This window comes from Micromonospora sp. NPDC048947 (assembly GCF_040649495.1).
GTDB lineage: Bacteria > Actinomycetota > Actinomycetes > Mycobacteriales > Micromonosporaceae > Micromonospora > Micromonospora alfalfae.
Window position 1 is genome coordinate 413,651 of sequence record NZ_JBEZFO010000001.1, and the last position, 13,368, is coordinate 427,018.

9 protein-coding genes are annotated in these 13,368 nt (G+C 71.6%); 3 read left to right on the forward strand and 6 right to left on the reverse strand.

Annotation, left to right across the window (positions count from 1 at the left end):
• Positions 1-2: 2 nt before the first annotated feature.
• Together AB0B98_RS01840 and AB0B98_RS01845 are read right to left on the reverse strand one after the other, a co-directional pair.
• Positions 3-1,289 (reverse strand): HAMP domain-containing sensor histidine kinase, encoded by a 1,287-nt coding sequence (locus tag AB0B98_RS01840; protein ID WP_357360041.1) that lies wholly within the window; start codon positions 1,287-1,289, stop codon positions 3-5.
• Positions 1,286-1,981: a response regulator transcription factor gene (locus tag AB0B98_RS01845; protein WP_357268968.1), complete on the reverse strand. Its 696-nt coding sequence runs from the start codon at positions 1,979-1,981 to the stop codon at positions 1,286-1,288. The genes AB0B98_RS01840 and AB0B98_RS01845 overlap by 4 nt, the downstream gene beginning before the upstream one ends.
• Before the next feature lie 87 nt (positions 1,982-2,068).
• Between AB0B98_RS01845 and AB0B98_RS01850 the strand changes: the two genes are divergently transcribed.
• Positions 2,069-2,599: a septum formation initiator gene (locus AB0B98_RS01850; RefSeq protein WP_357360043.1), complete on the forward strand. Its 531-nt coding sequence runs from the start codon at positions 2,069-2,071 to the stop codon at positions 2,597-2,599.
• Positions 2,600-2,791: 192 nt separating this feature from the next.
• Here the strand turns inward: AB0B98_RS01850 and AB0B98_RS01855 are convergent, their stop codons facing one another.
• Positions 2,792-6,739 carry a ThuA domain-containing protein gene (locus AB0B98_RS01855; RefSeq protein WP_357360045.1) on the reverse strand — a complete coding sequence of 1,316 codons (3,948 nt, stop codon included), beginning with the start codon at positions 6,737-6,739 and terminating at the stop codon, positions 2,792-2,794.
• Between the two features lie 364 nt (positions 6,740-7,103).
• Here AB0B98_RS01855 and AB0B98_RS01860 point away from each other — a divergent pair, with 364 nt between their 5' ends.
• Positions 7,104-7,394 carry a DUF1540 domain-containing protein gene (locus AB0B98_RS01860; RefSeq protein ID WP_357360047.1) on the forward strand — a complete coding sequence of 97 codons (291 nt, stop codon included), beginning with the start codon at positions 7,104-7,106 and terminating at the stop codon, positions 7,392-7,394.
• Positions 7,395-7,496: 102 nt separating this feature from the next.
• On the opposite strand, the gene AB0B98_RS01865 is transcribed toward AB0B98_RS01860, so the two are convergent.
• The 3 genes from AB0B98_RS01865 to AB0B98_RS01875 form a co-directional block, all read right to left on the reverse strand.
• A complete protein-coding gene (locus AB0B98_RS01865; protein ID WP_357360049.1) occupies positions 7,497-8,957 on the reverse strand; it encodes a hypothetical protein in 1,461 nt (486 codons plus the stop codon).
• A complete protein-coding gene (locus AB0B98_RS01870; RefSeq protein ID WP_357360559.1) occupies positions 8,954-10,810 on the reverse strand; it encodes a dynamin family protein in 1,857 nt (618 codons plus the stop codon). Before AB0B98_RS01870 ends, AB0B98_RS01865 begins: the two co-directional genes overlap by 4 nt.
• Positions 10,811-10,925: 115 nt before the next feature.
• The gene (locus tag AB0B98_RS01875; RefSeq protein ID WP_145795845.1) at positions 10,926-11,807 is read right to left on the reverse strand and encodes an IniB N-terminal domain-containing protein; all 882 of its coding nucleotides are present in this window, start codon (positions 11,805-11,807) and stop codon (positions 10,926-10,928) included.
• Positions 11,808-12,108: 301 nt separating this feature from the next.
• On the opposite strand from AB0B98_RS01875, the gene AB0B98_RS01880 reads away from it, so the two are divergent.
• Complete coding sequence (locus AB0B98_RS01880) at positions 12,109-13,368, forward strand: Hsp70 family protein (protein ID WP_357360052.1); 1,260 nt, start codon at positions 12,109-12,111, stop codon at positions 13,366-13,368.

Sequence of the window (13,368 nt, forward strand, 5' to 3'; positions counted from 1 at the left end):
GCCTATGCGTCCCGCGGCGACGTCGGAGGCCCGAGCCGGAGCAGCACCTGCGCACCGCCGTACGGGCCGGGCCGCACCTCCAGTCGACCGCCGGCGTTCTGCGCGGCACGTCGGGCGATGTCGAGGCCCAAGCCGGTGGATCCGGCCGCGCTGGCGCCCCGCCGGATCGCCCCGGCGGGCATGCCCGGGCCCTCGTCGGCGACCGTGAGGACCACCTCGCCCACCTCACGGGCGAGCCGGACGGCGAACGGCGTCCCGTCGGGGGTGTGCGCGAAGACGTTGCCGAGCAGAGCGTCCACTGCCGCCGTCAGGTTGTCGGCGGCCACACCGACGGGAAGAGGGCCGGGCGTCAGGTCGAGGGTGACGGTCCGGCCGGTGTCCTCGGCCAGCACCGACCAGAACGCGACCCGGTCCGCGACGATCGCCGCCGCGTCCGAGGAGGCCGGTTGCGCCGGTGCGTGCCGCCACCGGGCCTGCCGGATCAGCCCGGTGACCGCGCGCTCGAGCCCGTCGGCGGCGGCGGTGATCCGGGCGGCGTCGTCCGGGTCACGCAACGACTCCGCCTCCAGCCGCAACGCGGTCAGCGGCGTACGCAGTTGGTGCGACAGGTCGGCGACCTGTTCGCGCTCCTGGACCAGGAGCACCTGGATCCGGGTGGCGAGATGGTTGAGCGCGCCGGCCACCTCGCGCAGCTCGGGTGGGCCGGCCGGCGTGACCCGGGCGTCCAGTTCGGCGTTTGCCAGCCGGTGTGAGACGGCCGAGAGGTCGCTGATCGGCCGGACCAGGGTGCGCGCCAGCCGGTCGGCGACAAGCAGCCCGATCAGCACGAGGATCACGCCGAGCAGCGCCAGCACCAGCCAGGCCCGGGTGACCCCGGCGGTCAGCTCGTGCTGCGGCACCGCGATCCGGATCACCCCGGTGCCGTCCGCCCGACCCTGCACGGCGATGACCACCTCCCGGCCGGCCGCCGACTCGCCGGTGAGGCTCTGCCCGCGCGCGGCGAGAGCCACCGCTGGCGTACGCGGTGTCTGGGCGCCGAGCACCGTCCCGTCGGGCAGGAAGACGCTCACCGGTCGACCGGACTCCGCGGCGAGTTGCTCGACGGTGAGCCGGATGGTCGCCGCGTCGGCGGTGCCGACCACCGGCACCAGGCTCTGCGCGTCGGCGGTGGCCCGGACGGTGGCCCGGTCCTCGGCGACGGTGCGGACCAGCAGCGCCAACGGCACCAGGAACGCGATGAGGGTGAGGACGCTGACCGCGGCGACCAGCAGCGCGAGACGCGCCCTCACGGCTGCGCCGCCGGGGCTTCGAGACGCACCCCGACACCACGCACCGTGTGCAGGTAGCGAGGCTGTTGGGCGTTCTCCCCCAGCTTGCGACGCAACCAGGACAGGTGCACGTCGACGGTCTTGTCGGCACCGCCGTACGGGATCTGCCACACCTCGGTGAGCAGCTCACGTTTGGTGACCACCTGGCCCGGTCGGCCGGCGAGGTGGTGCAGCAGATCGAACTCGCGGGGCGTCAACTCGACCGCCGCCCCGTCGAGGGTCACCTGCCGTGCCCGGGGGTCGACGCGGAGCCCGCCGACGACGAGCGCCGGGTCCTGCCCGTCGGCGCCGGAGGGGCCCCGCCGCAGCACCGCCCGGACGCGGGCGTCGAGCTGCGCCGCGGTGAACGGTTTGACCACGTAGTCGTCGGCGCCCGCGTCGAGCACCCGGACGATCTCGGTCTCGTCGTCACGCGCCGTGGCCACGATGACCGGCACCGAGCTGACCGCGCGCAGCATCCGCAGCAGCTCGCGGCCGTCCAGATCGGGCAGGCCCAGGTCGAGCACGACGAGGTCGGGTCGGTCCTCCAGCGCGTCGCGGAGGCCGGCCATCGCGGTCGAGGCGGCCGCCACCGCGTGGCCGCGTTCGCGCAGGGCCCGGATCAGCGGGGTACGGATCGTCAGGTCGTCCTCGATGAGCAACAGGCGGGCCACAGCTGGCAGGCTAACCGCTGCCGCCGGCAGCACGGCGCACGTTAACCACGCCTTAGCGTTCGGATGTGCAAACGACAAGGACGGATCGTGGATAGTCAGGGGATGGGCCGTCGCTCGATCCTCGTCGCCACCGGCTGGGTGGCCACCGCCGCCATCGCCACACTGATCGGACTGGGCGCGATCCGCCTGGTGGGCGAGAGCCTCACCGGCACCCCGGGCGGCGTGCGCAGCGAGGCCGAGATCGAGCGGGCGCTCGCCGCACCGGAGCCGGCGCCCACCGGCACCGCCTCGGCCGCGCCGGGCCCGACGAGCACCGCCTCGGCCGCGCCGGGCCCGACGAGCACGGCCTCGGCCGCGCCGGGCATGACGGGGCCTGCGCCGGGTGCCAGCTCCGGGACGCGCCGGGGTTTCGCCACCGACGGCGGCACGGCCGTCGCCGAGTGCGGCGTCGGCGGCGTACGCCTCGTCTCCTGGGCGCCCGCGCAGGGTTACCGGGTCCGCGACGTGGACCGGGGCCCGGACGACGACGTCGAGGTCACGTTCCAGGGGGCGGCCCGGGAGTACGAGTTGAAGGTGCGCTGCATCGGCTCGGAGCCGGTGGCAGTCGCCGACGACTGAGCCGGGCGGCGACGCGTAGCCGCGCTGCTCACGATTGGCGGCCCGTCGGGGCGGACCATGGGCGGCGCGGTGCCGTGATCACGTGATGAGAAGTAGTCGTGTGGGGGCCACCGGAGCTGCTGAGCATCACATGATCGAGGCGAGTTCGCCCCCACCGGGCAACCGACGGTGGGGGCGGACTCAGGTGGTGGTTCAGCTGGCGTACGCCTCCAACTCCCAGAGCGAGTGGCCATATCCCGTGCCTCGGGCGGTGCCGTAGATCCGCAGGTAACGGCCGTTGGCGCCGAGAGCTGTGTGCTCGTCCACGCCGCCGTCGGCCCCGGTCACCGTCTTCACCGTGGTCCAGGTGGTGCCGTCATTCGAGGTCTGGATCTGGTACGCGCTGCTGTACGCCGCCTCCCAGCTCAGCTTGACCCGACCGATCGCTGTCGGGCTGCCGAGGTCGACGCGGATCCACTGCGGGTCGGAGAACGTGCTCGACCAGCGGGTGGTGAGGCTGCCGTCGACAGCCTGGGCGCCGGACACGTCGGCCCCCTCGTTGCTCGACGTCGACGTGGGCTTGTTCAGCAGCAGGTTGCCACCGGGCGGACCGGTTCCACCGCTGCCGCCGTACACCTCGAACTCGAACAGCGAGTAGCCCCAGGCGGTCCCCCGGGTGGTGCCGAGCAGCCGGACGTACCGGCCGGAGCCGCTGAGCCCGGTCAGGTCGTCCACCCCGCCGTCGCCGCCGGTCACCGTACGGATCGTGGTGAAGTTGACGCCGTCCGGTGAGGTCTGGATCTGGTATCCGCTGCCGTACGCGGCCTCCCAGGTCAGCTTGACCCGGTTGATGGCGTACGTGGCACCGAGGTCGACGTCGATCCACTGTGGGTCACCGAAGGCGCTGCCCCACCGGGTACCGGCCACGCCGTCGAACGCGTTGGCCGCGGTGAACGCGCCCTCGAAGCTGGACGCCCGCGCCGGCTTGCCCCGGGCCAGGTTGGCACCCGGTTCGGGATCCGGGTCCGGGTCCGGGTCAGGGCCGGGACCGCCGGGGCTGGTGGAGAGGGTGAACTCGTCGATGTCGAAGTACGGGCCGGTGCCCTTGAAGACCAGGAACAGGGTTCGGGTGCCGGTCGGGGCGGTGACCCCACCGGTGACAGTGGCGAAGGTGGCGTACCCGCCGGTGGACACGACGGTGGCCGAACCGACCAGCGGCCCGGTCGGCGAGTCGACCCGCAACTCCAACGTGCCGCCACCGCCGGCCGGGGCACCGACCCGGGCACTGAACGACTGGACGCCGGTCAGGTTGTAGGGGCGGAACGAGATCCAGTCGTTGTTGTCGACGTAGCCGACCGCCGCGCCGCCGTGCCCGGCCGCCCCGGCGACGATCTGGACGCCTGACGAGTCACCGAAGTGCTCGGCCTGGCGTACCCGAGGTTGCAGCACCGCCTGGGTGTGCGTGGTCAGCGCCGGCTGGCCGCCACCGCCCAGGTCGGTGTACTCGGCGTCGATGATGCCGAAGATGTTCGCCGCCGTGTCGTGCTCACCGTCGGCCGAGGTCTGGATGACCCCGGTGCAGCCCTGCACGCTGCCGAGCTGGTGGCCGTGCGAGTCGTGGCCGAGGACGTAGTTCACCTTCACCCGGGCGCAGTTGATCGCACCGTCCTGGGCGTCGGTGACGGTGACCGAGAACGGCACCGCGTCCCCGAAGGTGAAGGTCTGCCCGTTCAACGGGGTGTTCACGGTGACCACCGGGGCGCTGTTGCCGACGGTGACGACAACGCTCGCGGTGGCTGTCTTGCCGGTGGTGTCCCGGACCGTCAGCGTCGGGCTGCGGGTCCCGTTGGTGGTGTACGTGAAGCTCGGGTTCGCGGCTGTCGAGTCGGTGGTGCCGTTGTTGTCGAAGTCCCAGGCGTAGGTGAACGGGTCGCCGTCCGGGTCGAGGGTGCCGGCCGAGGAGAAGCCCACTGTCAGCGGCGCGGTGCCACTGGTCGGGGTGGCGGACACCTTGGCGACGGGTGCCCTGCCCTCGCGGGCGTACTCGATGCGGTAGAGCGCCGAGTTGGCGTCGCCGTTGAACCAGCCGGTGCCGTAGTCGAGCACGTAGAGCGCGCCGTCCGGGCCGAACTCCATGTCCATGACCTGGGTGCCGGTCCACGGGAACGGGTTGATCTTCAGCGGTTGGCCGGACGCGTCGAGCTTGATGTTCTTGATCCAGCGGCGACCGAACTCACCGGCGAAGTAGGTCCCGTCGTAGTACTCGGGGAACGCCACTGGCGAGGTGTTGTTCGGGTCGTACCGGTAGACCGGCCCGCCCATCGGCGACAGGCCACCGCCGGTGAACTCCGGCGGGGAGCCGGAGCCGCCGTACGGCAACCAGGCCGAGATGGCCGGCGGCAGCTGGGTGATGCCGGTGTTGTTCGGCGAGTTGTTCACCGGCCCGCCGGCGCAGTTGAACTTCGCCCCGGACGGCCCGGACGGGAAGGTGTAGTCGTTGTAGGCGTCGTTGCGGGCCGTGCAGTACGGCCAGCCGTAGAAGCCGGGCCTGTCGATCCGGGCGAACTCGACGTTGCCCGCCGGCCCCCGGTTCGGGTCGGCGGTGCCCGCGTCCGGGCCGTAGTCACCGAGGTAGACGATGCCGGTGGCCTTGTCCACGCTCATCCGGAACGGGTTGCGGAAGCCCATGGCGTAGACCTCCGGGCGGGTCCGCGCGGTGCCCGGGGCGAACATGTTGCCGGCCGGGATGGTGTAGCCGCCGGCCGCGCTCGGCTTGATCCTGAGCACCTTGCCGCGCAGGTCGTTGCTGTTCGCCGAGGTGCGCTGCGCGTCGAAGGCCGGGTTGCGTCCGGCCCGCTCGTCGATCGGGGTGAAGCCGGCCGAGTCGAACGGGTTGGTGTCGTCACCGGTGGACAGGTAGAGGTTGCCGGCCGCGTCGAAGTCCATGTCACCGCCGACGTGGCAGCACATGCCCCGGCTGGTCGGCACGTTGAGGATCAGCGTCTCGCTGGCCAGGTTGATGGTGTTGTCCGCGTTGACGGTGAAGCGGGCCAGCCGGTTGACGCCGTCCCAGACGGCGAAGTCGGCAGGGGTGCCGGTGGCCGGCGCACCACCGCCGGGGGTGCTCAGTGGTGGGGCGAAGTACGCGTACACCCAGCGGTTGGTGGCGAAGTTCGGGTCGGCCTTGATGCCCTGAAGGCCCTCCTCGTCGCCGGTGTAGACCGGCAGGGTCGCCGCGATCTTCGTGTTGCCGGCGGCGTCGGTGTGCCGGATCACGCCGTTGCGGGAGGTGTGCAGCACGCCCCGGTCCGGCAGGACGGTGAGGCTCATCGGCTCACCGGTCTCGGCCGCGCCCTTTGCCAACTCCACCTGCTGGAAGCTGCTGGAGACGGTGGGGCCGCAGTCGGCGTCGACAGCGCCGGCGGCCGTCCGGATGCCGCCGAGCAGGTGCTGGCGGAAGTTCGCCTCGGTGTACGACGCGTCGGTGTGCCCCAGGCCCGTGTACCAGGCTCGGCCGCCGGAGTAGTTCTGGCACCAGGAGATCGGGTGGTCGGCACCCATGCTCCCGCCGGTGTAGGTGGTCTCGTCCAACGTGGCCAGCACGTGCGCGTTGCCGCGGGGGTTGGTCCGGTAGTTGTACAACTCGTCGAAGCGGTTCCACCGCTGCGGCAGCCCCGCGGTGGACGGGTGCACCTGGTCGGCGACCTTCACCGTGACGTTCTGCTCGGCCGGGTGCGAGGCGAAGTACGCCCCGACCAGTCCCCCGTACCACTGCCAGTCGTACTCGGTGTCGGAGGCGGAGTGCACGCCGACGTACCCGCCGCCGCCGGTGATGTAGCGCTCGAACGCGGCCTGCTGGGCGGCGTTGAGCACGTCGCCGGTGGTGGAGAGCCAGATCACCGCGGCGAACCGGTCCAGGTTGGCGTCGGTGAACTGGGCGGCGTCCTCGGTGGCCTCGACGGTGAAGCCGTTCGCCGCACCGAGTTGCTGGATCGCGGCGATGCCCGGAGCGATGGATCCGTGCCGGAATCCGGCGGTCTTGCTGAAGACCAGCACGGTGAACGGTGCGGCGCTGGCCGTGGGTGGCGAGGCGACGATGCCGCCGGCCACGAGGATCGCGCTCAGCGCGAGGCCGAGCCACGATCTCAGGGATCTGCGCACAGTGGGGTCCTTTCGCGGTGCGAGGGACGGCGTGCGCCGATCACGCCTGGCGGTGGTGGGACGAGACATGCGAATGCATCGTTGCGCCCGGATCACTGGCGCGTCAAGCACTCTCCCACGATCCGTGAGAGCGTTATCTCCGCAGGTCAGGGGCGACTGTGTGGATCGAGATCGAATAACGGTTTTCGGGCCACGATCCGGCCCGGAGGCTGGCTGATCCAGTGCGGCATCCGGACGAACTCGGCGGCTGTTAGGCAAGGCTCGCCTATGCAAAACGTCCCCAAAAGAGGTGGCTGACAGGGAGTTGTCCCGTCGAGGCCGGGTATGACGGTGACCCGGCAGCACCGACGGAAGCGAGATCGCCATGACCGACATGCTGGAGATGCCGCGGGTACACGAATGCACAGTCACCGACTGCGGCTACAACCACGGCGGCTGCCACGCGTTCGCCATCACCATCGGGCAGCAGAACGCCAGCTGCGCCACGTTCATCGACACCTCGGCGAAGGGCGGGCTGGACCGCGTCATCGCCCAGGTCGGTGCCTGCAAGCGGGACGACTGCCAGCACAACGCCGAGCTGGAGTGCCACGCGCCGTCAATCCGGGTGGGTCCGGGTCAGGACATCGCGGACTGCCAGACGTACGAGCCGCGCTGATCCCGGCGCGACGCGAGTGAGGGACGGCCGCCACGGCCGCCCCTCACCTGCGTTCGAGCCGGCTACGCGGAAACGACCATCGGCGTGCCGGCGGTCGGACGCTCAGCGGCCGCCAGCGGCCAGCTCGGCGATCATCCCCTCGCAACTACGGACCACCACCTGAGCGCCCCGCCGCTGCGCCAGCGGAAGCAGAGGATCCTCCGCCCGGTCCCGCCACCGCCACTGCGCCTCGGAGGCGACCTCCCAGAGCTGCCGCACGTCGGCCTCATGCTCGACACCGAGCCGCGCCGCGAGGCCCACCCCGTCGCCGCCAACCAGCCGCTGCGCCTCGCCGGCCAGCTCCGCGTCGAACCCCAGCCGGGTGTTGCGCAACGCCACCAGCAGACGCAACTCCCGGAACTCGTGCGCACCCGCGAGGATCTGCTCCACCGCGCCGACCAGCTCGGCGGAGCCCCGGGTGGGCTCGGCCCGCAGCAGCGCCTCCACCGCCGCCAGCGCGGACCGCGCCTTCAGCGCGTCCCGGCGATCAATGAAACACCGCGTCACCGACTCGCGCAGCTCGGTGAGACCGCTACGCCTAATCAACTCCGCGGAGAGCTTCACCCGACTGTCGAAGCCACTGCGCACCAGCGTGGCCGCCAGCCGGACACCGAAGACCCCGAACCTGCCCAACAGCGCGGCGCGCACCTCGGTGTCCAGCCGTACCGGCAGCTCGCCGCGGAGGAAGCGGTCGGCGGAGATCAGGTGGACGTCCAGCTCCACCCGGGGCACCTGAGCCAGTGTCGCGAGCGCGGCGAAGTCCGACTCACCCAGCATCCGACCGGCCAGACCGATCATGCCGCTGCACGCCACGACGTTGACGCTGAGCGCGTTCACCCTCGGGTCGCGGTAGTGCCGGCGAGCGAGCTGGCGGGCAGTGAGCAGACCGTCGATCCGGCCGCCGCCGGTCTCGTCGGCGCGGGACAACACCATGATCACGTTGACCGGAGCGGACTGTCCGACGGCACTGTCCCGTGCGGACTCCAGCACCCGCAGGTCGCTGTCGCGACCGTCGCGGGTCAGGTACAACACCGCGTCCGAATCGCGCAGCACCCGCTCCAACACCGGCGCCCGGCCCTGCTCGGCGCCTCCGGTGACCGCCGGTGTGTCGATCAGGGTGATCTGCCGTAGCGCCCGCGTCGGCCACCGCACCACGATGTCCCGCACCTCCCCCGCACCCCAGCCCAGATCCACCCGCAGCCCGGTCGCCGACTTCACCACCGCCAACTCCTGTGGTGGCTGCCCGACCGGGTAGGCGGTGGCGCGCGGGGCGGCCCCGTCCTCGTACCAGGTGAAGGCCCCGTCCGCCCGCTCGACCGGCGCGATCTCCTCGCCCATCAACGCGTTGAGCACCGTCGACTTACCCGATCGCCACGGGCCGACGATGGCGATACGCAGCGGTTGCTCCAACCGTGCCACCTGTTGCCGAAGCTCGGCGACGGCCCGGGGATTGTCCTGGTACAGCTCGATGGCCTGGTGCAACAGCCCCCACGCCGCCTCGTCCAGGCGCACTCCCACAGTCATGCCTGCGGCTCCAGCAACAGCGGGGCGGAGCGGGCGCCGGTCAACTGCTGAGACTGCTCGTACACCGCCGCCAACCGGGTCATCTTCAACCGGATCTCGCGCTGCCGCTGCTCGCGCACTGAGGCATCGGTGTCGGCCTCCTGCTTCGCGCTGCGGAACGACTGCACGATTGCCTCCTGGAGCTCCTCGGTCAACCCGGTGAAGTGGTCCCGCAGCATCCGCTGCACCTGCCGGGCGGCGTCGCGGCAGTCTCGGATGATCCGGACGAAGAAGTCGTCGACATGCCGCTGGATGGCCGTCTTGACAGTCGCCTGCCGACGACGAAGCAACTGCTTGCTCTCGTCACGGATGCTCTTGCCGCCGAAGAGCGCCCCGATGCCGACCGAGACCGGATTGATCATCGGCATGCCGGCCAGGGTGGTCGCCAGACCGAACATCAGCATGCCGCCGTACGAGCCCTTCATGCCGGTGAACAGCTTCTGGCCGGTGGTGAACCGGTCGATCGTCGGCCGTTGCAGCTCAGGCACTCGCTCGCCGATGTCGTCCGGCATCGTCATCGACCAGGGCGGCAGCACGTCGTAGCCGTACCGGTCGAAGTTGGCGGCCACCCGCCGGGCGATCCAGTCACAGCGCTGGATCAGCCACTCGTGGTTCGCCTCCGCCGCCTCCACCAGGCTCCGCTCCAGCCAGTCCTGGAAGGTGTCCCAGGCGACCAACGGGTCCGCGGTGTCGAACGCCTCGTCCACCGCGCGCAGGATCTGTCGGGTCCGGTCACGCAGGTCGTACTCAAGGTCGGCGAGCAGGTCGGTGATCTCGTCGGTCAGCGTGTTCTGCCACCGGGTGGAGCACCGGCGCAGCTCGTCGACCTCGCGCTGCGCCGCGTGCAGCCGAGAGATCGGCCCGGACTGCTCCTCGGCCTCCTGGGTCGCCAACTCGGCGCGCAGCGGCGCGGCCAACTGCTCCACCACCGTCCGGGCCACCGTCTGCACCGCCGCCCGGGCCAGGTGGTCGGCCTTGCCGGCCAGGTCGCGTTGCAGGCGGGCGATCAACGCGGGGAAACCCGACTCGGCGTTGAGCCCACGGTCGTCGGCCGCAGCCGCGCGCAGTCGCAGCGCCGCCGAGACCGGGATCAGCGTCGCCGGGATCCCCGCCTCGGCCAGGTGCTGCCGGTTGCGCTCGGCGACCGTGCGCCAGTCCGCCACCAGATCGGTCTTGCTCTGCACCACCACCACGTTCGGATGCGAACGCATGATGTGCAGCAGCATGTTCAGTTCGGCGACCGACAACTCCCGAGTGGAGTCGGAGACCAGCAGCACGGTGTCCGCGCGGGCCGGCGCGGCGACCGGAACGGCGGCGCCGACGCCGGCGACCTCGTCGGTGCCGGGAGTGTCCACCAGCACCAACCCGGCACCGAGCAGCGCACGGGGCAGTCCGATCTCGACGTACGCCGGGCCGCCGCCCGGCCGACGACCGACCAGACCGGCAACGCCCGCCGCCACCTGGTTGAGCGCCACCGGGGTCCGCTCGACCGCCACCGCGTCGGCGGTGCCGGTGGGGTGCCCCGGGGCTGGTGGCAGCGCCTGTGCCACCGCCGCGGTGGGCGCCTCGGCGTGCCGCACCACGGTCGGCAGGACCGTCGTCCGGCCGTCGCCGACCGGGCAGGCCGGAGCGTTGATGATCGCGTTGATCAGCTGGCTCTTGCCCTGGTTCGGCTCACCGATGACCAGGACGCGCAGCGTCGGGTCCAGCAGTTGCGCGCGCTTCTGCCGGACCGTTTGAAGGAGGTCACCGCGACCGTGTGCAGTGCAGGTGCGGGCGATCTCGTCCAGCACGTCCAACCAGATCCCGGCCATCACCGCACCAAGTGTGCGGATTTCAGGTTAATTATCAAGAGGGACCGGATGTGGAACCCGGAAGGGCCGGATCGCCTGAGACGATCCGGCCCTCCGCTCCGACCGGAGATCCAGGTCAGAGCAGACCGCCGGTGATACCCAGCAGTCCGTGATCGGACGAGGCGTGTGAGTCGCCGAGCACGCCATCGGTGACCCCACCGGTCACGTCACCGACAGTGTCGGTGACACCGGGGAGGAGGCTGTCCACCTGGTGCGTCACGCCGCCCACCGTCGACGGCACGTCGAGCGGCGGGACCCCGCCGACGACACCGTCGCCGTGCCCGAGGCCCAGCCCGTTGAGGGTGTCGTCGACACCCAGCGAGCTGACGACCCCGCCGAGCTGACCGTGGGTGCCGGAGAGGACACCACCGGTCAGGTCGCCGCCGATCAGGTTCGAGTCAGTGACGCCGAGCAGACCGCTCGGGTCGCCGACGGTGCCGGTCACGTCACCGAGCACCGGGTCCGCGATCGCGTCCACCGGCTGCACCACGTCGGCGTCGAGGGTGTGCGCCACGTCGGAGACGCCGGCCAGGTCGGTGTCGAGGCCGGACGGACCGACGCCCAGACCGATGCCCGGCAGCACGGTGACCCCGGCGGCGGCGGTCGACGGGTCGACCGCGATGGCGCCGAGCACGCCGGCCTTGACGTCCACGCCACTGGGCGAGCTGGTGACGCTGATCTGCTGGGCCACGCTCTGCAACTGGCCCACCACGTCGGTGGTGTCGGTGAGCAGCGGGTCCAGGCCGAGCTGCCCGACCGGCGAGGCCAACGGCGCGAGGCCCGCACCCGGCGCGTAGTCGACGACCAGCGGTACGACGTCCTGCACGTCCGCAGCGGTGATGTCGGTGAGCCCAGCGCCCCGCAACGCACCCTCGGGGTCGAGGTCGAAGGCCGACCGCGCGTCCGGGTTCGTCAGTAGGTCGAGCACGAAGTCGTGGAGCGTCTGCTGCGAGTCCATGTGCCGGTTCTCCTCGGATGTGGCATTGGCGGGTGTCGTACGTCGACAGTGACGACGCTATTGCCGGGAGTCGCCCCCGGGCATCGGGGCTGAGCCCGCATCCGGGCCGGTTGAACTAGGGGCTCCGCCACCTCGTACGTTAGGGGGATAGGGGGAAACCATCCCGGCGAGATTAGGGTCCCGACCAGGGACTGATCTCTGGTACGAACGTAGGAGCCCGCGGGGTTCGCCGGGGGTGGGTCGTCGGGGCAGCCGACGCCATCGCCACCAACCGGCAGACTCACGGGGAGAGACAGAGACGATGCCGTACGTCCTGGGGATAGACATCGGAAGCAGCAACACGGCCGCCGCCGTCGCACGGCGACGCGGCGCGACCTGGACCCGTCCCGAGGCCGTCCCGCTGAGCGCCGACTCACCCCTCATGCCGTCGGTGTTGTGCCTGGCCGAGGACGGTTCGCTGCGCGTCGGCGAGCCCGTGACCGACGACGGCAGCCGCACCACCCGGGACTTCGTCCACCGGATCGGCGACGACGTGCCGGTGCTGCTCGGCGGCGAGCCGTGCGCCCCGCAGACGCTGACCGCCGAGCTGGCGGCATGGGTGGTGGAGCGGGTCCACGCCCTGGAGGGAGGGGCCGCCGAGGCGATAGTGCTCAGCCACCCGGCGGGGTGGCGCCCCTACCGACGGGAGGTGCTGCACCGGGCCCTGTCGGACCTCGGCCTACGGCACGTGACGTTGCTGCCCCGCACTGTCACCGTCGCCGAAAGCCACGCCGCTCGCGGGTTCGCGGGCAGCACCGCAGTGGTCTACGCCCTGGGAGGCAACAGTTTCGAGGCCGCTCTGGTGCGCCGCACCCCGCGCGGCACGTACGAGACGTTCGGCACCCCACAGGGTCTCGACTCGATCGGCGGCGCCGACTTCGACGAGGCGCTCGCCGAGCACACACGTACCGTGCTGGCCCGGGAGTTGGCAGCGACCGGGCGTCGCGGGGCACAGGTCGCGCTGCGCGGACTGCGCGCGGAGTGTGACCGGGTCAAGCGGGTGCTGACCGTCGACCTCACTGCCGACGTGGTGCTGACCCTGCCGAGCGGCCCGGCGCGGGTGCCGGTGACCCGGGCACAGTTCGAGGCCATGATCCGCCCGACGGTGCAGGCCACCGTCGACCTCCTGCTCCGGGCCGTACGCAGCGCCGACCTGACTCCGGCGCAACTCGACGGCGTTCTGCTGGCCGGCGGCTCCACCCGGGTCCCGCTCGTGAACGAGCTGATCGGCGCGGCCCTCCCGGTGCCCGTCGAGGTGGAGCCCGACGCACAGTTGACCGCCGCCACCGGGGCGGCGATGGCCGCCTGCCAGGTGGTGTCACCACGCCCTCGCCAGCCGCCGCCGGCCCGCGTGCCGGCCCCGGTCAGCGGCGCCGGGCGGCCCACGATCCCGGCGCCACGCCGAACCCATCACACCGTTCCGGGCGATCCGCCACCGCGGCCGCCGGTTCGGGTCCTCCCACTGGAACTGCCGAAGCCGTCCCGCCTGGCGCTGGCCCGTGGCCGCGGACGCGAAGGATAA